The organism is Xanthomonas sp. JAI131, assembly GCF_013410075.1.
Classification (GTDB): Bacteria; Pseudomonadota; Gammaproteobacteria; order Xanthomonadales; family Xanthomonadaceae; genus Xanthomonas_A; species Xanthomonas_A bonasiae.
In genome coordinates this window covers 745,411-770,851 of the sequence record NZ_JACCCN010000003.1, presented here as the reverse complement: position 1 = coordinate 770,851, position 25,441 = coordinate 745,411, and the positions used below count along the sequence as shown (strand labels likewise).

The window sequence follows — 25,441 nt, the reverse complement described above, 5'->3', positions numbered from 1 at the left end:
CTCCTACAGGGGATCCGATCGCCTTCGTTGCCGAAGGCGCGGCGAGAAACGCTTAGCGCAGCATCTCGGTGAACGCGCGGTCGGCCTCGATCACATCCGGCAGCGCGGCGAACAGCGCGTCCAGGTCCACGTCGTCCAGCAGCGGGCCGCTGACCGCCTGCCGCGCTTCCGGGGTCGCGCCGCCGTGGCGCTCCAGCGCATCGGCGACCAGCGACGCCTGTGCCACCACGCGCGGCATCGGTTGGTCTTCCGGCGCCTGCAGCGGCCGTGCCTGGAAGGCGATCGCGGTCTGGATCACCTCCGGCAGGTGCCAGCGCCGCGCCAGCTCGGCGCCCACTTCCGGGTAGCCGAAGCCCAACTGCACGGTCTCGTCGGCGGCGCGGCCGCTGGACGAGGCATCCGGATGCAGCTGCGCGGCATAGTCCGGCGCGCCGGTCTGGATCAGCAGCTCGCCGATGTTGTGCATCATCCCGCAGGTGAACGCGGTCTCCGCATCCAGGCCCTTCTGCCTGGCCAGCAGCCGGCATACGCCGGCGACCTCGAAGCTGTGCAGCCAGAACGCGCGCAGGTCGAAATGGGCCGGCGCATGGAACGCGTCGGTCATCGACGAGGCCAGCACCAGCGTACGCAGCGTGTTGAAGCCCAGGCGCAGCGCCGCGTCCTCGACGCTGGTCGAATCGCGCGCGCCGCGGAACCGCGCCGAGTTGGCCAGGCGCAGTACCTTGGCGGCGATCACCGGGTCGCGCTCGATGCTGCGCGCCACGCTGTCCAGGCTGGTGGTGGGATTGTCGAATTGCAGGATCAGCTCCTGCGCCACCTTGGGGATGGTCGGCAGGGTGTGCAACTGGTCGAACAGCACCTCTAGTTTCATGGGGACCTCAAAACGGAACAGGAGGGGGCGCCATCCGCGCGGGCGGCGGCGCTCGCCATGGGAGCGAATCCCGCGCATCGTAGACCGAATCGCGCCGAGCGGCGTGCACACCTGGGGGTATGGTCCGTCCTGATGGCGCCGGCTGGACATGCCGCAAGACGTGTGGACAACGCGTTGCGGGAGCGGCGCTGGGCGGCCTCGGCAAGCGTTTCCGCTGCGAGCCGCTGCGAGCGGGCGCCGGCGGTCGATGCCTGGACCGGAAGATGCGCGTCGCGTGGCGCTCGAACGCGTGCGTGCGCCAGCGCCGGACCGCGAGCGTCGGTCGTCCGGCGGTCCCCCGTGGCGGTGCTTCTCGCCCGTCGCGACACGAGTGCCCAGGGGGCGGGCTGGCACGAGCGCGAACACTGGCAGCGCCGCGATGCGATCGCGCTGGCCGGTCGTCACGGCGATTAGCCGAGCGGCGGCGGCCGGCCGCATCGTTCGCTGCCGAGCAGGCGGTCCGCGATGGCGGCCGGTGCGGCGCGTCATCCAGGTGTCACCGAATTGACCCAAACTTGCCGAACTGGGGAGCCGGTCCCATCGACCGTGCGGCCTTTCTCATCCGCGAACGCGGCAGGATCGAACGATGAAATACATAGTGCTGGCGCTGGCATGCGCCCTGGCGGCACCGGCGGCGCTGGCGCAGTCGGGGTATGTGGAGATCGAGCGCAAGTTGAGCGCCGAGCAGTTGCGCGAGGTCGGGCTGACTCCGGCGCAACTGGCCACGCTCAACCGCCTGCTGCGCGACGCCGAGACGCGCGAGGCGGCACAGGCCCCGGCGCGGCCCGCGTCGGCGCCTGCAGCGGCCGTCGCCGGCGATCCCAAGGCCGGGCAGGGCATGATGATCGGCCTGGACGACGGCCCGATCAGCGCCCGCGTGCAGGGCGAAGTCGCCGGCTGGGCGCCGGGCACGGTGTTCGTGCTGGACAACGGCCAGCAGTGGAAGGTGCTCAAGGGCAGCATGACCCTGCGCACCGCGCTGGCCTCGCCGGCGATCAAGGTCGTGCCCGGCATCGCCGGACGCTGGTTCCTGCAGGTGGACGAAGACCTGCCGAAGGCGCGGGTCTACCGGATCCGCTGAGCGCCTGCGGCGTACCGCACGCGGCGCCTGGCCGGGCGCGCCTGCATTGCAGGTACCCGGCGGCATGGCCTCAATTCGCGTGTTCGAAGGCCTCGAGCAGCTTGGCGCCCAGCCGCGCGTCATCCATGCCGCAGCGGATGGTGGCCTCGTCGCTGGCCTCCCCGCCGTGGTGGCGGAAATCGACGGATGGGAGGAAGGCCACCGTATCGCCGGTCCATTCGACGCCCACGGCTTTCGCCTTCTTGCCGAAAGCGGCCCAACGCTTGACGCCGGCGGCGTGCAGGATCGGCCGCTGGATGCGCTTCCATTCGGACTGCGGCGGATGCGCGACGTCTTCGATCGAATGTTCCAGCGATTGCCTGATCGCGCGCGCCAGCCCCGCTGGATCGTCCGCACGGATGGACAGAACCTCGCCATGCGCGATCCACAGGCCGGTGTCGGTCAACGACATCGCCTGAAGCAGGACGGTTCCCTCGATCCTGTAGGCGGCCACCTTCTTCATCCTGGCTCCGGGCGGTGTCCTGCCATCGGCCGCGGCGCGGCCTGCCTCACCCCGCCGCGCGCATCCGCAGGGTCAGGCCCTTGAGGAAGTTGCGCAGCAGCTGGTCGCCGCACAGGCGGAAGTTCTTGTGCTCGGGCTGGCGGAACAGCGCCGACAGTTCCGGCTTGGACACCGGGAAGCCGGCGTCGGCGAAGATCTGGTGCATGTCCACGTCCTTCAGCTGGAACGCCACGCGCAGCTTCTTCAGCACCACGTTGTTGGTGACCCGGGTTTCCACCGGGCGCGCCGGCAGGCTGTCGTCGCGGCCGCGGTAGTGGAACACCAGCCCGTCGAGGAAGTGCGCCAGCACCAGGTCGCTGCATTCGACGAAGCCGTCCTCGTCTTCCTTCTTCAGGTAGGCCGGCACTTCGCTCTTGTCGATCGGGAAGGCGGGATCGGCGAGGTGGACCGTGTCCACGATCATCTGGTCGCTCAGGTCGAGCATGTAGCGGATGGAGCGCAGTACGTCGTTGTTGATCATGGCCGGTCCGGTGCTGCCGGTCGCGTCCGGCTGGGTGCGTAGTCTAGCCGTGTCATCCATCGCGAGCAGGCCGCCATCTGCCGGGTCCGATCCGCGCGCCGTGGTCGCTGGCGTCCCCGCTGCGCCCTTGCCCGCACGTGGCCGCATCTCCGCGTTTCCACAGCCCGCTGTTTCACAGGCGGGGCCGGGCTGCGTCTTTAGGGCTGGAGCGAATGCGCTCCGTCCCCATGGATCGCAGGAGTCGACGATGAGCAACTATCTCCCCCAGCGCAGCTACCGGCAGGGCAAGTTCGAGCTGGAGGTGTATCCCTACGTGGCCCCGCCCGACAACGTGTTCGAGGCACTCGCGGCGCTGCAATACGGCGCCGATTTCCGCCTGCGCTTCAGCCGTGCCGCGCCGCAGAGTGGGGAATTGGGGCTGATCCAGCTGATTCTTCCGCAGACCCGGGTGTTCACCCATACCGTGATCGGAAGCTGGAACGTGGACAAGCGCGCGGCCGATCCGGCGCAGCGGCCGATGCTGCGTTGCCTGTACGGCGAGCCGGACCACTTGGTCGGGCCGCATTCGGCCTACTATGAAGGCCAGCCCGTGCGCAGTACCGGCGCCACCGAGTGCAGCCTGATCGACACGCCGCGCGAGTTCAACGCCGCGATCGAGGCCGGCCGCTTCAGCGGCACGACCGAAACCCGCTTCGCCAACTATCTGGTCGACCTTGCGAGCGGCGAGGTGTACGACCAGGGCATCGTCTGGCGCTACCACGTCATCCAGGACGCGACGCATCTGACCCGTTTCGACCTCAGCATCGACCCGCCGACGCCATGCACGCTGAAGACCAGCAGCGCGCACCGCGGTGCGCTCGCGCGCTTCCTGGGCATGGAGCGTGACGAGGTCACCAGCTTCGTGCGCTGATCCGCTGGATCGCCGGCGGCGTTTGCATCCGCGCGCGCATGCGCCCCATCATCGGCGCATGGACAACACGATTCCCAAGCAGAGCCCGGTGCCGGCGCTCAATCCGCGCCAGGAACAGCTGGTGGCGCTGGTGCGGCAGCAGGGCTATGCCGAAGTGGAAGGGCTGGCCACGCGTTTCGAGGTGACCCCGCAGACCATTCGCCGCGACGTGGCGCTGCTGTGCGAGGCCGGCCTGTTGCGCCGCTATCACGGCGGGGTCAGCCTGCCGTCGAGCGTGGAGAACCTGGCCTACACCGCGCGCAAGGCGCTGCAGGCGCAGGAGAAGCGGCGCATCGCCACGCTGCTGGCGCAGCACATCCCCGACGACGCGTCGCTGTTCATCAACATCGGCACCACCAACGAGGACGTGGCGCGCGCGCTGATGGGGCACAGCGGGCTGCGGGTGATCACCAACAACCTCAACGTGGCGGTGATGATGAGCGCCAATCCGAGCTTCGAGGTGATGGTGGCCGGCGGGCGCGTGCGCGGCCGCGACCAGGGCGTCACCGGCGAGGCGACGATCGAGCTGATCCGCCAGTTCAAGGTGGATTTCGGGGTGATCGGCATTTCCGGCATCGATCCGGACGGCACCTTGCTGGATTTCGATTTCCACGAGGTGCGGGTGGCGCAGGCCATCATCGAGCACTCGCGGCAGGTGTTCCTGGCCGCCGACCACAGCAAGCTCGGCCGCAACGCCATGGTCCGGCTCGGGCCGATCGCGCGGGTCCAGGCCTGGTTCACCGACCGCGCGCCGCCGCCGGAACTGGCCGCGGTGCTGGCCGAGGCTGGCACCCGCGTGTTCGTCGCCGAGGGGGGCGTCGACGGCGAGGCCGAGGCGGACGTGGCGGCCGGCAGCCAGGCCGATCCGGACTGAGCGCCGCATCGGCAGGAGGCCGGGCGGCCCAGCGACCGCGGCGAACGACACGGCGACCCCGCATTTCGTGTGCGTTTATGTTCGTATTGTTTCGTTATTATGACGTTAAACTCTGCCGATGGTCGCTGTCGGCGGGAGCTCTGGTGCCGGAAATGAGACGGTTTGCATGTGGCTATGCCGCGAACGGCAAGGCTTTGCGTTGACTCCACGCTGCACTGCAGCGTGCTATGTTCGAAAATGTTCGTTTACGATCTTTTCGTCCTTCATCGTCGAGCCGAGCGTTCGCTCGCCCGGGGACACGACGCTTCCGGAGTCAGGCAATGCGCGAGATCTACGATGTGCTGGTGGTCGGTGGCGGCATCAACGGCGTGGGCATCGCCCGCGACGCGGTGGGCCGCGGCCTGTCGGTGTGCCTGTGCGAGCGCGACGATCTGGCCTCGCATACCTCCAGCGCCAGCACCAAGCTGATCCACGGCGGGCTGCGCTACCTGGAGCAATACGAGTTCGCGCTGGTCGGTAAGGCGCTGGCCGAGCGCGAAGTGCTGCTGCGCCTGGCCCCGCACATCATCTGGCCGCTGCGCTTCCTGCTGCCGCACCAGCCGCACCTGCGCCCGGCGTGGATGATCCGCACCGGCCTGTTCCTGTACGACCATCTCGGCCGCGGCCGTCGCACCTTGCCGGGGTCCAAGCGCATGGCGCTGCGTTCGGATCCGGTCGGCGCGCCGCTGCGCGAGGAATTCCGCACCGGCTTCGTGTATTCCGACGCCTGGGTACAGGACGCGCGGCTGGTGGTGCTCAACGCGATGGACGCAGCGCAACGCGGCGCGCGCATCCTGACCCGCACCCGCTGCGTCGCGGCGCGCCGCGTCGGCGGCGTATGGCAGGTGCAACTGGAGCATGCCGACGGGCACCGCCAGGAGGTGCAGGCGCGCGCGCTGGTCAATGCCGCCGGGCCGTGGGCGGTGCAGTTCCTGGACGACGTGGCCAAGGTCGGCCACGACCACGCGCTGCGCCTGGTCAAGGGCAGCCACATCGTGGTGCCGCGGCTGTTCGAGCACGACCATGCCTACATCTTCCAGCAGCCCGACCGGCGTATCGTGTTCGCGATCCCCTACGAGCACGACTTCACCTTGATCGGCACCACCGACGTGGACTACCGCGCCGATCCGTCCGCGCCGAAGATCGATGCCGAGGAGACGCGCTACCTGTGCGAGGCGGCCAACCGCTATTTCCTCAAGCAGATCGCGCCCAGCGACGTGGTGTGGAGCTACAGCGGCGTGCGCCCGCTGCTCGACGACGAGGAGGACAACGCCGCCGAGGTCACCCGCGATTACCTGCTGGAACTGGACACGGACGGCGGCGCGGCGCTGCTTAACGTGTTCGGCGGCAAGCTCACCACGTATCGCAAGCTGGCCGAAGAGGCGGTGGACCGGCTGGTCGCGCAGGCCGGGCGCAAGGCGCCGGCCTGGACCGCGCGCGGCGCGCCGTTGCCCGGCGGCGAGCGCCGCGACATCCGCGCGCTGGCGCAGGAGCTGGGCGCGGCGCGGCCGTGGCTGAGCGAGGCGACCGCGTGGCGGCTGGCACGCAACTACGGCACCCGTGCGGTGCAGCTGCTGGGCGACGCGGCATCGGTGCAGCAACTGGGCCAGCACTTCGGCGCCGATCTGTACCAGGCCGAAGTGGACTACCTGCGCGAACACGAGTGGGTGACCCAGGCCGACGACCTGCTGTGGCGCCGCAGCAAGCTGGGCCTGCGCATCGACGCCGCCGGCCGCCAGCGCCTGATCGACTATCTGCAGCAGGCGCCGGCCGCGGTGGCCGCCGCGCCCGCATGAGCCACGCACCGCGGCCGGCCCGCCCGCCATCGGGCGCCGGCCGTGCGTGCACAATCGCCGCGCGCATCGGCCATCGCCGCCGCGCGCGAACCTGGAAACGACCGTGGAGGGTGGCAGGCATGTGCAAACCGACGACCGGCATCGCCGGCAATGCGACGACAGCGACACGGGAGCCGCGGCCATGAACCGGCAACTGCTCGGCGAGCTGATTTCCGAAGCGGTGGCGATGGTGATCATCATCGCCTTCGGCTGCTCGGTGGCATGCATGTACGTGCTGTACGACCCCAGCCCCTACCAGCACGCCTACTGGGGCGTGTGCATGGCCTGGGGCCTGGCGGTGACGATCGCCATCTACGTCACCGCGTCGGTCTCCGGCACCCACGCCAACCCGGCGGTGACGCTGGCGCTGGCGCTGTTTCGCGGTTTCGCGTGGAAGAAGGTGTTGCCGTACTGGGCGGCGCAGGTGGTCGGCGCGTTCCTCGGCGCGGCCATCGTCTATCTGCTGTTCGCGCCGGTGATCGACCATTACAACCAGACCCAGCACCTGACCCGCGCGGCGGGCGGGGCGGCCGGCGTGTTCTTCACCGCGCCGGGCCTGGCGATCACGCCGATGCATGCGCTGCGCGACCAGGTGATCATGACCGCGTTCCTGATCTTCGGCATCTTCGCCATCACCGAGCGCTACAACGAAGCCGCGCCCGGCGCCAATGCCGGCGCGCTGATCATCGGCCTGCTGGTGGCGACCATCGGCGCCTCGATGGGCTACCTGGAAGCGTGGGCGATCAATCCGGCGCGCGATTTCGGGCCGCGCCTGTTCGCCTATTTCGCCGGCTGGGGATCCTCGGCGCTGCCGTCGGCCGACAACTACTGGTGGATCCCGATCGTCGGCCCGCTGGTCGGCGGCGTGATCGGCGGCGCCGCCTACCAGTGGCTGATCTACCCGTTCCTGCCGGCGCGGGTGAAAGCGCTCGAGGAAGAAGCGGCGTCGCGCCGGGCCTGAGCCGGCGCGCGGTATCCGGTGCCGGCGTCGCCGGCACCTCCCCAATCATTCCGGGCGCCGCCGCGGCGCGCGTCTCACGACCCCGCAGGAGTCACCGATGGAAAAGAAATTCATCCTGGCCATCGACCAGGGCACCACCAGTTCGCGCGCGATCCTGTTCGATCGCAAGGGCCACATCGTGGGCATGGCGCAGCGCGAGTTCGGGCAGATCTTCCCGCAACCGGGTTGGGTGGAACACAACCCGCGCGAGATCATGACCAGCGTCTACACCACGATCACCGAACTGCTGAACAACCAGCAGGTGGACGCCAGCGCGATCGCCGGCATCGGCATCACCAACCAGCGCGAGACCGCGGTGGTGTGGGACCGCGCCACCGGACAGCCGATCTACAACGCCATCGTCTGGCAGTCGCGGCAGACCAAGGACATCTGCGAGCAGCTCAAGGCCGCCGGCCACGAGGACATGGTGCGGGCCAAGACCGGCCTGCTGATCGATGCGTATTTCTCCGGCACCAAGGTCAAGTGGATCCTCGACCATGTCGAGGGCGCGCGCGAACGCGCGCAGCGCGGCGAGCTGGCGTTCGGCACCATCGACAGCTGGCTGATCTGGAACCTCACCGCCGGCAAGGTCCACGTCACCGACTACACCAACGCCTCGCGCACGCTGCTGTACAACATCCACGAACTGCGCTGGGACGAGGAGTTGTTGCAGATGCTCGACATCCCCGCCTCGATGCTGCCGGAGGTGCGCTCTTCCAGCGAGATCTACGGCACCACCCAGGGCCAGTATTTCTACGGCCACGAAGTGCCGATCGCCGGCATCGCCGGCGACCAGCAGGCGGCGCTGTTCGGCCAGGCCTGCTTCGAGCCGGGCATGGCCAAGAACACCTACGGTACCGGCTGTTTCATGCTGATGAACACCGGCGAGAAAGCGGTGGAATCCAAGAACGGCCTGCTCACCACCATCGCCTGGGGCGTGGACGGCAAGGTCGTGTACGCGCTGGAAGGGGCGATCTTCGTCGCCGGCTCGGTGGTGCAGTGGCTGCGCGACGGCCTGCGCATGCTCGGCAAGGCCAGCGACTCGGAAGAGTACGCCGAGCGCGCCGGCGACAACGACGGCGTGTACTTCGTGCCGGCGTTCGTCGGCCTGGGCGCGCCGTACTGGCGCAGCGACATCCGCGGCGCGGTGTTCGGGCTGACCCGCGGCACCACCAAGGAACATTTCATCCGCGCCGCGGTGGAGTCGATGGCGTATCAGACCCGCGACGTGCTGACCGCGATGCAGGTCGATTCGGGCATCGAGCTGAAGGAACTGCGCGCCGACGGCGGCGCGATCAGCAACGACTTCATGGCCCAGTTCCAGAGCGACATCCTCGACGTGCCGGTGCTGCGCCCGGAAGTGGCGGAAACCACCGCGCTGGGTGCTGCCTACCTGGCCGGCCTGGCGACGGGTTTCTGGAAGGATCGCGCGGAGATCGCGCAGCAGTGGGCGGTGGACCGCCGCTTCGAACCGCGCATGCCGGCCGACCGCCGCGAGGAACTGTACGCCGGCTGGCAGCAGGCGGTGGAAGCGACGATGGGGTTCCGCATTCGCTAGCAGTCGCCAGCGCTTCCGTTGCTTCCTGTAGGAGCGGCTTCAGCCGCGACCGAGTCCTACCGGGACGCCCGGTCGCGGCTGAAGCCGCTCCTACAGGGGGTTGCGGGGCCTGACGCTACACGTACTGTGTCGGCCCGCGCGGCCCCGGCACCGGGGCGTCGACGCCACCGACCGGATCGCTGATCGGCGGGATGGTCGGATCGATCGGCTGGTCGGGGATCGGATCCACCGGCCGGTCCGGCGTCGGGTCCACGCCGGGATTGGGTACCTGGCCCGGCACCTCGTTCGGTGGCTGCTGCGGATCCTGGCCGGGGTTGGGATTCTGCATCTGCATATGCGCCTCATGATTCGGGAACCAGGCTGCACCGTGCGCGCCGCCGCGAACGCAGCGCGTGAAGCCCGGGGCAAGGGCGGATGAAGGTGCGCAAGCGCTGCTCCCTGCGGAGGGTGCTCCATGCCTTGGGGAAAGCACGGCATGCAGGCGGTGCGCGCGCGCGCGACGCGGCGCACGCCATTGGAATGCGCAGCTGCGGCAAAGCGTGATTGCTTCCCCAGCATCGCCACGCGGCCGCAAAAACCGCACGCCAGGCGTTGACCGAACCCGGCGCAGCTGCGCAGCCTGCGAGCGACATCGCACGGGATGCACAGAGCATGGCACGTCGTTTTCCCTGGAGTTGGCTGGCCTTGCTCGCGGCGTGCGCGCTGCTGGCGGTGCTGGCCTGGCAGAACCGCACGCTGCGCGAAGAGCGGCGCTGGTTCGTGACCCGCACCACCGAACCGTATCTGGGCATGTATGTGCCGAAGATCGCGGCGACCGCGCTGGACGGTTCTGAGCTGACCTTAGGCGTGCCGGCGGCGGATTCCCAGGTGTTGTTCTTCTTCACCACCACCTGCCCCTATTGCAAGCGCTCGGCGCCGACGGTGGTGCAGGCGGCGCAGCGCCTGGCCGAGCAGGGCGGCGGCCGCGTGCAGGTGCTGGGGGTGTGCCAGTGCAGTCCCGACCAGGCGCGCCGCTATGCCATCGAACACCGCTTCGCCTTTCCGGTGACCACGCTCACCGAGCGCCGTGCGCTGATGCTGTTCCGCGCGCGCAACGTGCCATTGATGCTGGCGCTGGATCGCGATGGACGGGTGCGCTATGCGCGCGTCGGCGTCTTCGATACCACGGAGCGGGTGCAGGACCTGATGGCCGCAGTGCGACGCACGGACGCGCCGGCGGCCTTGGCAACTCTCGAGGAGTGACGACATGAAACAGCGTTGGACAGCGTTGCGTAACGGAATGGTCGCGGCCGTGTTCCTGGCCAGCATGGGCTTCGGCGCGATGCAGGCGACCGCGGGCGACGGGATCGAGAAGGATGCATCGTGTAGCGCCTGGGCCTGTCAGCAGGAATGCGCGCCGTTCGGCGGCGAGTTGGGGCCGGGCGGTCCCGGCAAGCCGCTGGTCTGCTACTGCTGCGGTTGAGCCAGCGCCGGGGCCGGCCACGGCCGGCTCCGGCTTAACCGCATGCAGGCGCGGAGCGCGGCGGTGCTGGCGACGCGGCCGGTGCTGCGGCATGCTGCCGCCGCATGCGCCGCTATGACCTGATCATCTTCGATTTCGACGGCACCCTGGCCGATTCCTTCGCCTGGTTCCTGGACACCATCAACGACGTCGCCGACGAGTTCGGCTTCCGCCGCTTCGAGCCGGAGCGGCTGCAGGAAATCCGCAGCCTGAGCGCGCGCGAATTGATGGCGCGCAGCGGCATCCGCTGGTGGCGGGTGCCGGCGGTGGCGCGGCGCATGCGCGCGCTGATGGCCGCGCAGATCGAGCGTATCGCCCTGTTCGACGGGGTGACCGAAGTGCTGGACGCGCTCGCGCGGGCCGGCGTGCAGCTGGCGCTGGTGACCTCCAACAGCCGCGACAACGTCGAGCGCGTGCTCGGCGCCGAACTGACCGCGCGCTTCCGCCACATCGGCTGCGGCGCCGCGGTGCTGGGCAAGCGCCGCAAGCTGCGCGCAGCGCTCAAGGCATGCCGGGTACCTGCCGCGCGTGCACTCTGTGTGGGCGACGAGATCCGCGACGCCGACGCCGCGCGCCAGGCCGGCATCGCCTTCGCCGGCGTCGGCTGGGGCTACACCTTGCCGGCCGCGCTGCAGTCGCACACGCCGCTGCCGCTGCTGCAGCGCCCGGAGGACGTCTGGGACCGGCTGGGCCTGCCGATCCCGGCCTGATCTAGCGAGCTGCGCCTGCGACCCAGCTCCCGATTCCCGCCCCGCCGTTGTTTCCTGCCTGCTCGCAATCCCTCCGCGCCGGGTAGCCGCTTCTATCCATTCCCGACTCCCCATTCCCGATTCCCAGCCCCATGCTGCACCGCGTCGTTGATTGTTCACTTATGATTGCTATATTCATATACGAACAGCCGACAAGCGGCGCCAGCGGCCAGGGCGACGCGATCCGGCCATCATCCGATCTGGCCCCAGGTGGGCGGAGGCGTGGCATGCGCAATTCCAGCGGTCCCCGATCCTGCAGGTCGAGCGGGCGCCTTGAGTCGGCAAACGGTCGAGGCCAGTGCCAGTGAACGCCGCGGTCGCTGCCGCCGAGCCCGGCCCAATCGCGCAGCGCCCGCTGGGCCGCAGCGGCGTGCGCATCGCCACGCTGGGCTTCGGTGCCGCGCCGATCGGCAATCTGTATGCGGAAGTGGATGAGGCGGTGGCGTTGGCCGCGGTCGCCGACGCCCATGCCGCCGGCATCCGCCATTTCGACACCGCGCCGTATTACGGCTATGGGCTGAGCGAGCGCCGGCTCGGGCAGGGCCTGCGCGGGCTGCCGCGCGCCAGCTACACGCTGTCGACCAAGGTCGGGCGCCGCGTCTACGACGAGGCCGGTGCCGCGCCGGGGCGCGACGGTTTCGCCGTGGCCGGACGCGGCGCCGCATTCGACTACAGCCGCGACGGCGTGCTGCGCGAATTCGAGGCCAGCCTGCAGCGGCTCGGCACCGACCACGTTGACATCCTGCTGCTGCACGACATCGGCCGCCTGACCCACGGCGAACGCCACCCGGCGATGCTGCGCCAGGCGCTGGACGAGGCCCTGCCGGCGATGGCCGAGCTCAAGGCCAGCGGCGCCTGCCGCGCGATCGGCATCGGCGTCAACGAGGAAGACATCGCGCTGGAACTGATGCCGCTGTTCCCGCTGGACTGCGTGATGCTGGCCGGCCGTTACACCCTGCTCGAACAGCACGCGGCGCAGCGGATCATGGCGCAGGCGCTGCAGCATCAGGTCGGCATCCTGGTCGCCGGCCCGTACAGCTCGGGCCTGCTCAGCGACGCGCGCGGCCCCGGCGACACCTACAACTACGCGCCGGTGGATCCGGCCACGCTGGCGCACGCGCAGCGCCTGTTCGCCGCCTGTGCGGCGCAGGGCGTGGACGTGGGCGCAGCCGCGCTGCAGTTCCCGCTCGCGCACCCGGCGGTCGCCGCGGTGGTCGCCGGCATGCGCACGCCGGCCGAGGTGGCCAGCGCCGCCGCGCGCCTGCAGGCGCCGATCCCGCCGCTGCTGTGGCAGCAGCTGCGCGACCAGGGCCTGCTGCAGGCGCAGGTGCCGACGCCGTGAACGTGGTCGATGCGCACGTGCACTTCTGGCAGCTGGCGCGCGGCGACTACGACTGGCTGACGCCCGAACTCGCCGCGCTGTATCGCGATTTCGTGCCCGAGGACCTGATCGCCGCGCTCGATGCGCACGGCGTGGATGCGATCATCGCCGTGCAGGCGGCACAGACCGAAGCGGAGACCCGCTACCTGTTGCAACTGGCACGCGCGCAGCCGCGCATCGCCGGCGTGGTCGGCTGGATCGAGTTCGAGGCCGCCGACGCGGCCGCGCGCATCGCCGCGCTGTGCGCCGAGGGCGACGGCCTGCTCAAGGGCCTGCGGCCGATGGTGCAGGACCTGGCCGATCCGCAGTGGCTGGCGCGGCCGCAGCTGGATCCCGCGTTCGACGCGATGCTGCGGCACGACCTGGCGTTCGACGCGCTGGTCAAGCCGCTGCACCTGCCCGCGCTGCAGGTGCGGCTGCAGCGCCATCCGGCGTTGCGCGTGGTGCTCGATCATGCCGCCAAGCCGGCGATCGGCAGCGATGGTTTCGCCGCCTGGGCCGACGGCCTGGCACAGCTGGCGCAGCATCCGAACGTGCTGTGCAAGCTGTCCGGCCTGCTCACCGAACTGCCTGCCGACGCCGACGCGACGGCGATCGAGCCGTACGTGGCGCAGGTGTTCGCCTGCTTCGGCGCGCAACGGGTGCTGTGGGGCAGCGACTGGCCGGTGCTGACCCAGCGTGCCGGCTACGGCGACTGGTTCGCGCAGGCGCAGGCGCTGGTCGCGCGCCATGCCGCCGGCCACGCCGCCGACGTGTTTGCCGGCACTGCGCGCCGTTTTTACCGTTTGTCCGACCCGATTCCTTCCCCCTGATTGAGAGTGCCCACCATGACCACGTCCGCATTCCTTCCCCGGAGCCGCGCATGAGCGGCCGCCTGCAAGGCAAGCGCTGCCTGATCACCGCCGCCGGCGCCGGCATCGGCCGCGAGAGCGCGCTGGCCTGCGCGCGCGCAGGCGCGCAGGTGCTGGCCACCGACATCGATGCCGCCGCGCTGCAGGCGCTGGCCGCCGAATCCGATGCGATCGTCACGCAGACGCTGGACGTCACCGACGCCGCGGCGATCCAGGCGCTGGTCGCGGCGAACGCGCCGTTCGACGTGCTGTTCAACTGCGCCGGCTACGTGCACCAGGGCAGCATCCTCGACTGCGACGAACCGGCGTGGCGGCGTTCGTTCGCGATCAACGTCGATGCGATGTACTACCTGTGCCAGGCGGTGTTGCCGGGCATGCTGGAACAGGGCCGCGGCAGCATCGTCAACATGTCCTCGGTGGCGTCCAGCATCAAGGGCGTGCCGAACCGCTTCGCCTACGGCGTGACCAAGGCCGCGGTGATCGGGCTGAGCAAGGCCATCGCCGCCGATTACGTGGCCAAGGGCATCCGTTGCAACGCGATCTGCCCGGGCACGATCAAGACGCCGTCGCTGGGCCAGCGCGTCAAGGCGCTGGGCGGCGACGAGCAGGCGGTGTGGAAGAGTTTCACCGACCGCCAGCCGATGGGCCGCCTCGGCGATCCGCGCGAGATCGCGCAGCTGGTGGTGTACCTGGCCTCGGACGAATCCTCGTTCACCACCGGGCAGACCCACATCATCGACGGCGGCTGGTCGAACTGACCGCTCGCCCATTTCCCTTCAGAGAGGATCTCCCATGAAACTGCTGCGCTATGGCGAACCCGGCCACGAACGTCCGGCCCTGCTCGACGCCGATGGTCACCTGCGCGACCTGTCCGCGATCATCGACGACGTCGCCGGCGAGCACCTCACCGCCGCCGGCCTGGACAAGCTTCGTGCGCTCGACCCGGCCACGCTGCCCAAGGTGCAAGGCGAAGTGCGCTACGGGCCGGCCGTGGGCCGCGTCGGCAAGTTCATCTGCGTCGGCCTGAACTACGCCGACCACGCTGCCGAGTCGGGCATGGCGGTACCGGAGATGCCGGTGTTGTTCATGAAGGCCACCACCGCGATCAGCGGCCCCAACGACACCGTGACGATTCCGCGCGGCTCGAAGAAGAGCGACTGGGAAGTGGAACTGGGCGTGGTGATCGGCGACGTCGCCCGCGACGTATCGTTGGAAGACGCGCTCAAGCACGTCGCCGGTTACGCGGTGATCAACGACCTGTCCGAGCGCGAGTTCCAGCTCGAGCACGGCGGCCAGTGGGTCAAGGGCAAGAGCTGCGACGGCTTCGGCCCGCTCGGCCCGTGGCTGGTCACCCGCGACGAAGTGGCGGATCCGCAGAACCTGTCGATGTGGCTGGAGGTCAACGGCCACCGCTACCAGAACGGCAACACGCGCACGATGGTGTTCGGCGTGGCCGAGCTGGTCAGCCACATCAGCCGCTACATGACGCTGATGCCGGGCGACGTGATCAGCACCGGTACGCCGCCGGGCGTGGGCTTGGGACAGAAGCCGCCGATCTACCTGAAGCCGGGCGACGTGATGGCGCTGGGCATCGAGGGCCTGGGCGAGCAGCGCCAGGCCGTGGTCGCCCACCCGCGCGACGCAAGCTAAAGCCGTAAAGCCCCTCTCCCCCGGGAGAGGGGTTGGGGTGAGGGTACGAGGCGAAGCCACCTCGCCATCCATCCGGATGCGGTCTTCGCTCGCGCCACCACACTCCAAGTGTGGGACGGAGCTGCGTGCTTTTACTTCGTTCGTGTTCTGGATGGGCGGCGGCAGTCGTGCACTCCCGCACCCTCACCCCAACCCCTCTCCCGGGGGGAGAGGGGCTTTTTCATCGCATTTTCTTTTTCTCTACCGCCTCACCGACCAGGATCCCCATGAGCAAAATCGTTGCCCTCGAGACCTTCGACGTGCGTTTCCCCACTTCGCGCGAACTGGAGGGTTCCGATGCGATGAATCCGGATCCGGACTACTCGGCCGCCTACCTGCGCCTGCGCACCGATGCCGACGACGGCCTCGCCGGCTACGGCCTGGTGTTCACCATCGGCCGCGGCAACGACGTGCAGAGCGCGGCGATCGCGGCGCTGTCGCACCATGTGATCGGGCGCGACGTGGAAGAAGTCATCGGCGACCTGGGCGGCTTCGCGCGCAGCCTCACCGACGATTCGCAGTTGCGTTGGCTGGGCCCGGAGAAGGGCGTGATGCACATGGCCATCGGCGGCGTCATCAACGCCGCCTGGGACATGGCCGCGCGCCGCGCCGGCAAGCCGCTGTGGCGCTATATCGCCGAGCTGTCGCCGGAACAGCTGGTGGCCACCATCGACTTCCGCTACCTCACCGACGCGCTGACCCCGGACGAAGCGCTGGCCATGCTGCGCGCGGCCGAGCCGCTGCGCGCCGAACGCCTGCAGACGCTGCTTGAGCAGGGCTATCCGGCCTACACCACCTCGCCCGGCTGGCTCGGCTACTCCGACGAGAAGTTGGTGCGCCTGGCCAAGGAAGCGGTGGCCGACGGCTTCCGCACGATCAAGCTCAAGGTCGGCGCCAACGTGCAGGACGACATCCGCCGTTGCCGCCTGGCGCGCGAAGCGATCGGCCCGGACATCGCGATGGCGGTGGATGCCAACCAGCGCTGGGACGTGGGTCCGGCGATCGCCTGGATGCGCCAGCTGGCGGAATTCGACATCGCCTGGATCGAGGAGCCGACCAGTCCCGACGACGTGCTCGGCCATGCCGCGATCCGCCAGGGCATCGCGCCGGTGCCGGTGTCCACTGGCGAGCACACGCAGAACCGCGTGGTGTTCAAGCAATTGCTCCAGGCCGGCGCGGTGGACCTGATCCAGATCGACGCCGCGCGCGTGGGCGGGGTCAACGAGAACCTGGCGATCCTGCTGCTGGCGGCGAAGTTCGGCGTGCGCGTGTTCCCGCATGCCGGCGGCGTCGGCCTGTGCGAGCTGGTGCAGCACCTGGCGATGGCCGATTTCGTCGCCATCACCGGCAAGATGGAAGACCGCGCGATCGAGTTCGTCGACCACCTGCACCAGCACTTCGTCGATCCGGTGCGGATCGCACACGGCCGCTACCTGGCGCCGACGCTGCCGGGCTTCTCGGCCGAGATGCACGCGCAGTCGGTCACCCAGTACCTGTACCCGGACGGCCCGTTCTGGAGCGCGGACCTGGCGGCGCAGCAGGCATAACGCGGCAAGCGCGCGCGGCCCAGGACCGCGCGCGCCCCCTGTAGGAGCGGCTTCAGCCGCGACAAACGAAGCGGCGGACTCGACGGCTTCGGACGCCGTCGGAACTGAAGTCCTTCCCACAGTGCACCCAGCCGGCTCGCCGCAGCTTCCTGTAGGAGCGGCTTCAGCCGCGACGAGCGAAGTGGCGGACTCGACGGCTCCGGAAGCCGTCGGGACTGAAGTCCCTCCCACAATGCACCCAGCCGGCTCGCCGCAGCTTCCTGTAGGAGCGGCTTCAGCCGCGACAAACGAAGCGGCGGACCCGACGGCTCCGGACGCCGTCGGGACTGAAGTCCCTCCCACAGTGCATCCAGCCGACTCGCCGCAGCTTCCTGTAGGAGCGGCTTCAGCCGCGACAAACGAAGCGGCGGACTCGACGGCTTCGGACGCCGTCGGGACTTAAGTCCCTCCCACAGTGCACCCAGCTGGCTCACCGCAAGTTCCTGTGGGAGCGACTTCAGTCGCGACGAACGAAGCGGTGGCCCTGACGGCTTCGCAAGCTAGCGGGACCGAAGTGCTTTCGCAGTGCCATTGCCTGCAGTGCACACACCCCTGTAGGAGCGGCTTCAGCCGCGACGCGCTTTACCGATCGATCTGTCGCGGCTGAAGCCGCTCCTACAGGGTGGTTTCGGCAGCGCGGGGAACCGCTTGCCTCAGTCGCGCTCCTGCCTCCGCGCCTGCGCCGCTACCGCCGCCTGCAGCGAAAAGATCTGCAGCGCTTCGCGCCATTTCTCACCTGGTGCCGAACCCGGCAGCGGCTTCTGGAAGCGCCACATCAACTCCTCCCACGCCTGCACGCGCGGATCGGCCGCATCGGCCGCGGCCTTGGCCGCGGGCGAATAGTCCTCATCCACTTCCATCAGCATCACCAGGCGGTCGCCGCAGCGGTGGATGTCCAGCTCGCGGATGCCGGCGGCGCGCAACGAGGCGACGATCTCCGGCCACACCGTGTCGGGGCGATGCCAGCGTTCGTATTCGGCGATCAGCGCCGGGTCGTCGTGCAGGTCGAGCAGATAGCAGTGACGCGGCATCTCAGGCTCCCGCGACGGTGGCGCGCGCCGCGGCCGCGCGGTCGCGCGCATAGGACGCGAACACCAGGATCACCGCGAAGCACAGCGCCGGCACGGTCATCGCCCAATGGATGCCGGCGCGGTCGGACAGCGCGCCCATCAGCGCGGTCAGTGCGGCGCCGCCGATGATCGACATCACGATCAGCGACGAGCCGAGCTTGCGTGCGTCGTCGTTCAAGCCGTCCAGGCCCAGCGCGAAGATGGTCGGGAACATCACCGACATGAACGCGCTGCTGGCCACCAGCGCATACAGCCCGGTCCAGCCCGGCAACGCGATCGCCACCCCGCACAGCAGCAGGTTGAGCAGCGCGAACGCGCCCAGCAGCACCGCCGGCGCCACGTAGCGCAGCAGGAAGGTGCCGATGAAGCGGCCGGCCATGAACAGCACCAGCGACACGGTCAGGAAGCTGGCGGCGGTCTTTTCCGGGGTGCCCGGCACCGCGTCCTGCAGGTAGCGGATCAGGTAGCTCCAGATGCCGACCTGCGCGCCGACGTAGAAGAACTGCGCGACCACCGCGAACACGAAGCGGCGGTTGCGCAGCAGCGGACCGAAATAGGCCTTGCCGCCGCTGGCCGCGGCGCCGCTGTCGCGGGTGACCGGGAAGCGGGTCAGCCCGATCAGCAGCGCCCACAGCACCACCACCGCGCCGATGATCAGGTACGGGGTCTGCACCGCCGCCGATTCGGCGGCGAAGAAGCTCGCGCGCGCGGCCGGCGCCATCGCCGCCAGTTCCTGCGGCGTGTGCTCCACGCCGGACAGGATGAAGTGCTGGCCGATCAGCACGCCGGTGATCGAACCGAGCGGATTGAACGCCTGCGCCAGGTTCAGCCGCCGCGCCGCGCCTTCGGCCGGGCCGAGCACGGTGACCAGCGGATTGGCGGTGGTTTCCAGGAACGCCAGGCCGCTGGCGATCACGAACAGCGCCAGCAGGAACAACCCGTAGGTGTGCTCCTGCGCGGCCGGGTAGAACAGGAACGCGCCGGTCGCGTACAGCAGCAGGCCGAGCACCACCGCCGCCTTGTAGCTGAAGCGGCGCATGAACATCGCCGCCGGGATCGCGAACACGAAGTAGCCCAGGTAGAACGCGCTCTGCACCAGCCCGGCCTGCAGGTCGGACAGCTCGAAGGCCTTCTTGAACTGCTTGATCAGGATGTCGTTGAGGTTGTTCGCCATGCCCCAGAGAAAGAACAGGCTGACGATCAGGACCAGGGGCACGATGGCGGTACGCGCCAGGCTGCCGGGCGCCGCTGATGCGGTGTCGCTGCTGTAGTGCATGCCGCCTACCCCTCCCAGGATGTGCCGCGTCGCGTTGAAGTTGTCGCCGGAGCGTACTGCGGTCGCTGTCGCCATGCAAATATAAAATACGTGTTTATATTTGCATGGCGCGCCATGGCGTGCGTCGTGTCCGAACACTGACGCGGGCGGTCTTCGCAGGCGTCGGCGCAGGCGTGCACGCGTCGGACCTGGCAGGCCATGCGGACATCCGCGCGCCAGGCGCGGGCCGGTTTCGCCGCGCTTCTGTCCGCGGACATTCCCTGTACCCTAGCGCCCTTCCACCCCCCGCTTGGCCTCGACGGAATGACCACGCCCCCGCCCAAGTACCGTGCTCCCGCCCTGGACAAGGGCCTGGATATCCTGGAACTGCTGGCGCGCGACGCGCGGCCGATGACGATGAGCGAGATCTCGCAGGGCATCGGCCGTTCGCGCGGCGAGATCTTCCGCATGCTGCAGGTGCTGGAAGAGCGCGGCTACCTGACCAAGGGGCCGGGCGAGGGCGGCTATGTGCTGACCAACCGCCTGTTCATGCTCGGCATGCAGCAGCCGCAGGTGCAGAACGTCACCGAGGCGGCGCTGCCGGTGATGCGCCGGCTGGCCGATGCGATCCGCCAGCCCTGTCACCTGGTGGCGCCGTCGGACGACCAGATCGTGGTCATCGCGCAGATGGACGTGCCCAGCGACCTGGGCCTGGTGGTGCGCCCCGGCCACCGCCGCCCACTCGCGCATTCCACTTCCGGCCTGGTGCTGTTCGCGTTCCAGCACGAAGACGCGCAGGCGCGGTTGCTGCAGCGCCTGGACGCCGGCGACGTGGCCTACGACCGCGCCGCGTTCCTCGCCGCCGCCGCGCAGGTGCGCGCGCTGGGCTACAGCATCCACCCCAGCGAAGCGGTGGTCGGCGTGATCGACCTGACCGCGCCGATCCTGCAGCACGGCAGCGCCATCTACACGCTGACCGTGCCGTTCATCGAACGCCGCCCGCAGGAAATCGATGCGCAGGCGGCGATGCAGGCGGTGTGCGCGGCGGCGGCGGAGATCAGTGCGGCGTTGGGCGTGTAGCCGGACGTACGCTGCGCAGCATGGGCCGCCGTCGTGCCGGCCGTGGCGCACGCGGCCGCACGGCGGCCGCGCCACCATCGGGGGAGGGGCGCGCTTGAATGCAGGGCGAGGCAGCGTCGGCTTCGCTGTCTCCGTCGCCAACGTCGCGTTGGTGGTTCTGCTCGCATGGCGGCAGCGTCGTCGCGAGCGCCAGGCGGAACGCTCGGCGGAGCTGTCGGTCCGGCGCATCGGCAGCGCTTGGCCGCCGCCGCCGGCCGCCGGTTCAGGACCTCAGTCCTGGCAGGCGCCGGGCCCTCCCGTGATGGCGCGGGCATGGCGGGCCGCGCCCGCGGCATCGGCCAGGCTCGGCCGCGCCGTCATGCCGTCTGCACCAGCCCCAGCCTGATCAGGCTTTCGGCGGTTGCGACGATGGCGTCCTCCCGGGAGCGCGGCGTCCAGCCCAGCAACCGCCTCGCCTTCTCGCTGGTGGCGTTCATGTTCCGCCCCAGCAAGGGCACCGAGCCGCGCATGGCTGGATCCTTCAGCGCTCCCAGGCGCACCACCCAGTTGGGGATCACCCGCGTGTTGACCTTGCGCGCCGCGGCTCCCATGCGTTGCTTCAACACCTTGGCCACCTCGCCCAGCCACAGGCTGTCGCCGGCGATCGCGATGAAACGCTCGCCGTTGGCGGCCGGATTGGTCATCGCCCGCAGGTGCAGGTCCGCGACATCGCGCACGTCGACGATGCCGCAGTTGATCTTCGGGCAGCCAGGCTGGCCTTCCAGCAGGCGCTTGATCAGGCGGATCGAGTGCGAATAATCCGCGCCTAGTACCGGACCCAGCACCGCGGTCGGGTTGACCACGGACAGCTCCAGGCCGTCGCCTTCGCGTGCGATGAAGTCCCACGCGGCGCGCTCGGAGAGCGTCTTCGATTTCTGGTAGAGCCAGACATCGCCGGACAGGTCGCTCCAGTCGGTCTCGTCGAACGGCCGGTCCCGCGTTCCATGCCCCGCGCAGATCGCGCCGAAGGCGGATGTCAGCACGACGCGGGCGACGCCGGCCGCGCGCGCGGCGCGCAGCACGCGCAGGTTCCCGTCCACGGCGGGCCTGACCCAGTCGTCCTCGGACGTTTGCTGGCCGGTCGGCGTCGGCGAGGCGCCATGCAGGACGTAGGCGCATCCCGCCGCCGCCTCCGCCCAGCCCTCGTCCCGGTCCAGCTCGGCCTGGACCAGGGACAGGCGCTCGCCAGGCTCGGCGCCGCCTGCCCGCAGCTGCCGCCGCACTTCCGCCTCGCGCGCCAATGTGCGGACGGTGGCGCGGACCCGATAACCCGCATCGAGCAGCGCCAGGATGCAGTGCTGCGCGATGAAACCGGTACCTCCGGTGACCAGGACTGTCGTGCTCATGTCTCATTCCTCCATGCCGCCGCGCGGGGTATCCGGCGCTCGAAGCTGCCATGTCTACACATGTATACCTGCGGCGAATGCGCTTGTCTACGCGTGTATACTCTGGGCATGAAGAAAGCGGCCAGTTCCCCTCCCAAGCTCCGCGCGCGTGACGCCGAAGCCACGCGCGAGGCGATCCTCGCCTCCGCCCGCCGGGCGTTCGCCCAGTCCGGCTACGACGGTGCGGGAGTGCGCGAGATCGCGGCGGGTGCGGGGGTGACGGCGATGATGGTGAACCGCTACTTCGGCTCGAAGGAGCAGCTGTTCGCGGAAGTGGTCGAAGCGACCATGACCCAGGGCAGCCTGATCGCAGGCGGCATCATGGATCGTCCGAATCCGGGCCGGGCGCTGGCTGAAGCGCTTGTCAGGATGACGCGCGCCGACGCTACGCCGCTGGACGGCTTCCTCATCACGTTCCATTCCGCATCCAGCCCGCTGGCCGCGCAGATCGGCCGCGACAAGATCGCCGCCCACCATCTGAAGACGGTCGCCGCCGCCCTGGACGGCCGCCTTTCCGCCGAGCGTGCGGCGCTGATCCTGGCCATGATCTCGGGCTTCCAGGTCATGCGCCAGATGATCGCCTTGCCGGCGCTGGCCGATGCCGATGAGGCCGAGCTTGCGCAGCTTCTTGGCCAGGTGTTCGATCGGCTGATTCGCCCGGCGTAGTCGGCACGTTGTCCGCTTCCGACCGCGGATGCGACGGAGCGACGAAGACCCGCGGGCAGCCGTGCTGCAGACCAGGCGCAGGAGGAGGGATCTGTCGGCGGCAGCCGGAAGGCGTCGATCTCCCAGCGCGGGTAGCCAGGCCAGCCCGGTGCGTCAGGCAGCCGCCTTTGCAATGGCGCCATTGCCCCGTGCGCGGCTGGCGCCGGAGCTTGAGAGACCGTCGCGCGTTCCACCCATCGCCCGGGGCTTGAAGCCCTGACCGGAGTTGGCCGATCTTCGGCGGACAGGGGATCGGACCGCTCACCGCCGCATTCCGACGATGCAGAACCCACCGCCGGAAGTCGCCTGCGCCCTCTGCACAGCGGGGCTGCTGCACCGCAGCGTGCATTGGTCACGGTTTCATAATTATATCGTAATTACAATTTTGGCCGACCCGCCAGCCTGCGCGGGCCACCCTCCATTCGCCGACGGAAAGCCTTATGCCTCAGGACTGGAACACGCTCGCCGACAATCGCCGGCAACGCCTGCAGCGCGCCGAAGGGCTGGCGCGCGGGCGCCTGGTGGAGGCCAAGGACGCCGTGGCGTTGCTGGAGGCGGTGATCGAGCCGGGCGACCGCGTGTGCGTGGAAGGCAACAACCAGAAACAGGCCGATTTCCTCTCGCAGTGCCTGACCGAAGTCGATCCGGCGCGAGTGCACGGGTTGCACCTGCTGCAGTCGGTGCTGGCGCTGCCCTCGCACCTGGACGTGTTCGAACGCGGCATCGCGCAGCGCCTGGATTTCTCCTTCTCCGGGCCGCAGGCGCTGCGCCTGGCGCGGCTGGTCGCCGACAAGCGCATCGAGATCGGCGCGATCCACACCTACCTGGAACTGTTCGGACGCTACTTCGTCGATCTGACTCCGCGCGTAGCGCTGGTCGCCGCGCAGGCCGCCGACCGCCACGGCAATCTCTACACCGGGCCGAACACCGAGGACACGCCGGTGATCGCCGAGGCCACCGCGTTCAAGGGCGGCATCGTCATCGCCCAGGTCAACGAGATCGTGGACACGCTGCCGCGCGTGGACATCCCCGCCGACTGGATCGGCTACGTGGTGCAGGCGCCGCGCCCGCACTACATCGAACCGCTGTTCACCCGCGACCCGGCGCAGATCTCCGAGATCCAGGTGCTGATGGCGATGATGGCGATCAAGGGCATCTACGCCGAGTACGGCGTGGACCGGCTCAACCACGGCATCGGCTTCGACACCGCGGCGATCGAGCTGCTGCTGCCGACCTACGCCGAGTCGCTCGGCCTGCGCGGCAAGATCTGCCGGCATTGGGCGCTGAATCCGCATCCGGCGCTGATCCCGGCGATCGAGTCGGGCTTCGTCAAATCGGTGCACTCGTTCGGCTCGGAACTGGGCATGGAGAAGTACATCGCCGCGCGCGCCGACGTGTTCTTCGCCGGCCCCGACGGGTCGATGCGTTCCAACCGCGCGTTCTCGCAGACCGCCGGCCTGTACGCCTGCGACATGTTCATCGGCTCCACGCTGCAGATCGATCTGCAGGGCAACAGCTCCACCGCCACCCGCGACCGCATCGCCGGTTTCGGCGGCGCGCCGAACATGGGCTCGGACGCGCGCGGCCGCCGCCACGGCAGCAACGCCTGGCTCAAGGCCGGGCGCGAGGCTGCGCGCCCGGGCGAGATGCCGCGCGGGCGCAAGCTGGTGGTGCAGATGGTGGAAACGTTCCGCGAGCACATGGCGCCGGCCTTCGTCGACCGGCTCGACGCGTGGGAGCTGGCCGAGCGCGCGAACATGCCGCTGCCGCCGGTGATGATCTACGGCGACGACGTCAGCCACGTGCTGACCGAAGAGGGCATCGCCAACCTGCTGCTGTGCCGCACGCCGGAGGAGCGCGAACAGGCGATCCGCGGCGTGGCCGGCTACACCGCGGTGGGCCTGGGCCGCGACAGGCGCATGGTCGAGAACCTGCGCGACCGCGGCGTGATCCGCCGCCCCGAGGACCTGGGCATCCGCCTGCGCGACGCCAGCCGCGACCTGCTGGCCGCGCGCAGCGTCAAGGACCTGGTGCGCTGGTCCGGCGGCCTGTACGCGCCGCCGCAACGTTTCCGCAACTGGTAAGGGATGTCGATGGAAACCCTTCGCTATCGCTACGACGGGCGCCTGGCGCCGAACGGCCGGCGCGACCACGTGCTGGTCGGCGTGGTGTCTTCCGGCAATCTGGAAGTGCTGATCGAGCCGCAGGACCTGGGCGGCGCGATGCAGATCGAGATCGTCACCGCCGCCGACGGCTTCGGCACGATCTGGCAGGCGGTGCTGGACGACTTCGCCGCGCGCCATCCGCTGCGTGACGTGCGCATTTCGATCAACGATGTCGGCGCCACGCCGGCGGTGGTCGGGCTGCGCCTGGACCAGGCGGTGGAAGCCTTGCAGGAGGAGGCGTGATGCGTTCGATCCGGACATCCGCAATCGCCACGCTCTGTGTAGGCGCGGCTTCAGCCGCGACAGTGTCCGGAGCCGACGATAGTTCGGCTCCGTTCGTCGCGACTGAAGTCGCTCCCACAGGTGATGTCGCTCGGTTTCTTCCTGTAGGAGGGTCTTCAGTGCCGACTGTGTCCGGAGCCTGGGACATTTCGACTCCGTTCGTCGCGGCTGAAGCCGCTCCTACAGGGAGCGCTGTGCTTGCATGGGGAGCTTCGGTGCCGAAGGCATCCGCGACAGTCGCGGTTCGGGCTTCGTTCGTCGCGACTGAAGTCGCTCCCACAAGTGATGTCGCTCGGTTTCTTCCCGTAGGAGGGGCTTCAGTTCCGACTGTGTCCGGAGCCTGGGACATTTCGACTCCGCTCGTCGCGGCTGAAGCCGCTCCTACAAGGGATGCCGTGCCTGCGGGGAGCCCTGTTGTGGGAGGGGCTTCAGCCC

Annotated in this window: 25 protein-coding genes; 18 read left to right on the top strand and 7 right to left on the bottom strand. The window is 69.4% G+C overall.

Features of this window, described 5'->3' with window-relative positions:
- Positions 1–52 precede the first annotated feature (52 nt).
- Positions 53–871: an HDOD domain-containing protein gene (locus HDC36_RS16435; RefSeq protein ID WP_179569345.1), complete on the bottom strand. Its 819-nt coding sequence runs from the start codon at positions 869–871 to the stop codon at positions 53–55.
- 625 nt (positions 872–1,496) lie between these two features.
- On the opposite strand from HDC36_RS16435, the gene HDC36_RS16430 reads away from it, so the two are divergent.
- Positions 1,497–1,991: a hypothetical protein gene (locus HDC36_RS16430; RefSeq protein ID WP_179569343.1), complete on the top strand. Its 495-nt coding sequence runs from the start codon at positions 1,497–1,499 to the stop codon at positions 1,989–1,991.
- Between the two features lie 70 nt (positions 1,992–2,061).
- On the opposite strand, the gene HDC36_RS16425 is transcribed toward HDC36_RS16430, so the two are convergent.
- A complete protein-coding gene (locus HDC36_RS16425) occupies positions 2,062–2,493 on the bottom strand; it encodes a hypothetical protein (RefSeq protein ID WP_179569341.1) in 432 nt (143 codons plus the stop codon).
- A gap of 46 nt (positions 2,494–2,539) precedes the next feature.
- The gene (locus HDC36_RS16420) at positions 2,540–3,013 is read right to left on the bottom strand and encodes a DUF1456 family protein (protein WP_179569339.1); all 474 of its coding nucleotides are present in this window, start codon (positions 3,011–3,013) and stop codon (positions 2,540–2,542) included.
- Between the two features lie 247 nt (positions 3,014–3,260).
- Between HDC36_RS16420 and HDC36_RS16415 the strand changes: the two genes are divergently transcribed.
- From HDC36_RS16415 to glpK, 5 genes are all read left to right on the top strand, one after another.
- Positions 3,261–3,923, top strand: coding sequence for a hypothetical protein (locus HDC36_RS16415; protein WP_179569337.1), 663 nt, complete (start codon positions 3,261–3,263; stop codon positions 3,921–3,923).
- A gap of 58 nt (positions 3,924–3,981) precedes the next feature.
- Positions 3,982–4,836, top strand: coding sequence for a DeoR family transcriptional regulator (locus HDC36_RS16410; RefSeq protein ID WP_179569335.1), 855 nt, complete (start codon positions 3,982–3,984; stop codon positions 4,834–4,836).
- Between the two features lie 320 nt (positions 4,837–5,156).
- Entirely contained in the window at positions 5,157–6,671 is a 1,515-nt protein-coding gene (glpD, locus tag HDC36_RS16405) for a glycerol-3-phosphate dehydrogenase (RefSeq protein WP_179569333.1), read from the top strand.
- A 181-nt stretch (positions 6,672–6,852) separates the two neighbouring features.
- The gene (locus tag HDC36_RS16400) at positions 6,853–7,671 is read left to right on the top strand and encodes an MIP/aquaporin family protein (protein ID WP_179569331.1); all 819 of its coding nucleotides are present in this window, start codon (positions 6,853–6,855) and stop codon (positions 7,669–7,671) included.
- 97 nt (positions 7,672–7,768) lie between these two features.
- Positions 7,769–9,268 (top strand): glycerol kinase GlpK, encoded by a 1,500-nt coding sequence (gene glpK / locus HDC36_RS16395; RefSeq protein WP_179569329.1) that lies wholly within the window; start codon positions 7,769–7,771, stop codon positions 9,266–9,268.
- A gap of 115 nt (positions 9,269–9,383) precedes the next feature.
- On the opposite strand, the gene HDC36_RS16390 is transcribed toward glpK, so the two are convergent.
- Complete coding sequence (locus HDC36_RS16390) at positions 9,384–9,602, bottom strand: hypothetical protein (RefSeq protein WP_179569327.1); 219 nt, start codon at positions 9,600–9,602, stop codon at positions 9,384–9,386.
- Positions 9,603–9,946: 344 nt separating this feature from the next.
- Between HDC36_RS16390 and HDC36_RS16385 the strand changes: the two genes are divergently transcribed.
- The 8 genes from HDC36_RS16385 to HDC36_RS16350 all read left to right on the top strand — a co-directional run bounded on the left by HDC36_RS16385 (position 9,947) and on the right by HDC36_RS16350 (position 16,986).
- Positions 9,947–10,510 carry a TlpA disulfide reductase family protein gene (locus tag HDC36_RS16385; protein ID WP_179569485.1) on the top strand — a complete coding sequence of 188 codons (564 nt, stop codon included), beginning with the start codon at positions 9,947–9,949 and terminating at the stop codon, positions 10,508–10,510.
- 4 nt (positions 10,511–10,514) lie between these two features.
- Positions 10,515–10,730 carry a hypothetical protein gene (locus tag HDC36_RS16380; protein ID WP_179569325.1) on the top strand — a complete coding sequence of 72 codons (216 nt, stop codon included), beginning with the start codon at positions 10,515–10,517 and terminating at the stop codon, positions 10,728–10,730.
- Between the two features lie 104 nt (positions 10,731–10,834).
- Positions 10,835–11,479, top strand: a complete 645-nt coding sequence (locus HDC36_RS16375; protein WP_179569323.1) for an HAD-IA family hydrolase — start codon at positions 10,835–10,837, stop codon at positions 11,477–11,479.
- A 379-nt stretch (positions 11,480–11,858) separates the two neighbouring features.
- Positions 11,859–12,860 (top strand): aldo/keto reductase, encoded by a 1,002-nt coding sequence (locus HDC36_RS16370; protein ID WP_179569483.1) that lies wholly within the window; start codon positions 11,859–11,861, stop codon positions 12,858–12,860.
- Positions 12,857–13,711, top strand: coding sequence for an amidohydrolase family protein (locus HDC36_RS16365; RefSeq protein WP_179569321.1), 855 nt, complete (start codon positions 12,857–12,859; stop codon positions 13,709–13,711). The genes HDC36_RS16370 and HDC36_RS16365 overlap by 4 nt, the downstream gene beginning before the upstream one ends.
- A gap of 50 nt (positions 13,712–13,761) precedes the next feature.
- Positions 13,762–14,508: an SDR family oxidoreductase gene (locus HDC36_RS16360; RefSeq protein ID WP_179569319.1), complete on the top strand. Its 747-nt coding sequence runs from the start codon at positions 13,762–13,764 to the stop codon at positions 14,506–14,508.
- A 34-nt stretch (positions 14,509–14,542) separates the two neighbouring features.
- Positions 14,543–15,400: a fumarylacetoacetate hydrolase family protein gene (locus HDC36_RS16355; RefSeq protein ID WP_179569317.1), complete on the top strand. Its 858-nt coding sequence runs from the start codon at positions 14,543–14,545 to the stop codon at positions 15,398–15,400.
- A gap of 266 nt (positions 15,401–15,666) precedes the next feature.
- The gene (locus tag HDC36_RS16350) at positions 15,667–16,986 is read left to right on the top strand and encodes an L-fuconate dehydratase (protein ID WP_179569315.1); all 1,320 of its coding nucleotides are present in this window, start codon (positions 15,667–15,669) and stop codon (positions 16,984–16,986) included.
- Between the two features lie 692 nt (positions 16,987–17,678).
- On the opposite strand, the gene HDC36_RS16345 is transcribed toward HDC36_RS16350, so the two are convergent.
- Together HDC36_RS16345 and fucP are read right to left on the bottom strand one after the other, a co-directional pair.
- Complete coding sequence (locus tag HDC36_RS16345) at positions 17,679–18,056, bottom strand: L-rhamnose mutarotase (RefSeq protein ID WP_179569313.1); 378 nt, start codon at positions 18,054–18,056, stop codon at positions 17,679–17,681.
- Position 18,057: 1 nt separating this feature from the next.
- A complete protein-coding gene (fucP, locus tag HDC36_RS16340) occupies positions 18,058–19,371 on the bottom strand; it encodes an L-fucose:H+ symporter permease (protein WP_179569481.1) in 1,314 nt (437 codons plus the stop codon).
- Positions 19,372–19,674: 303 nt separating this feature from the next.
- Between fucP and HDC36_RS16335 the strand changes: the two genes are divergently transcribed.
- Positions 19,675–20,430, top strand: a complete 756-nt coding sequence (locus HDC36_RS16335) for an IclR family transcriptional regulator (RefSeq protein ID WP_053834697.1) — start codon at positions 19,675–19,677, stop codon at positions 20,428–20,430.
- A gap of 356 nt (positions 20,431–20,786) precedes the next feature.
- On the opposite strand, the gene HDC36_RS16330 is transcribed toward HDC36_RS16335, so the two are convergent.
- Positions 20,787–21,815 carry an aldehyde reductase gene (locus HDC36_RS16330; protein ID WP_179569311.1) on the bottom strand — a complete coding sequence of 343 codons (1,029 nt, stop codon included), beginning with the start codon at positions 21,813–21,815 and terminating at the stop codon, positions 20,787–20,789.
- Between the two features lie 108 nt (positions 21,816–21,923).
- Here HDC36_RS16330 and HDC36_RS16325 point away from each other — a divergent pair, with 108 nt between their 5' ends.
- From HDC36_RS16325 to mdcC, 3 genes are all read left to right on the top strand, one after another.
- Positions 21,924–22,520, top strand: coding sequence for a TetR/AcrR family transcriptional regulator (locus tag HDC36_RS16325; RefSeq protein ID WP_179569309.1), 597 nt, complete (start codon positions 21,924–21,926; stop codon positions 22,518–22,520).
- A 479-nt stretch (positions 22,521–22,999) separates the two neighbouring features.
- Positions 23,000–24,643, top strand: a complete 1,644-nt coding sequence (gene mdcA / locus HDC36_RS16320) for a malonate decarboxylase subunit alpha (RefSeq protein ID WP_179569307.1) — start codon at positions 23,000–23,002, stop codon at positions 24,641–24,643.
- Between the two features lie 9 nt (positions 24,644–24,652).
- The gene (gene mdcC, locus HDC36_RS16315) at positions 24,653–24,967 is read left to right on the top strand and encodes a malonate decarboxylase acyl carrier protein (protein WP_058359982.1); all 315 of its coding nucleotides are present in this window, start codon (positions 24,653–24,655) and stop codon (positions 24,965–24,967) included.
- Positions 24,968–25,441: the final 474 nt, after the last annotated feature.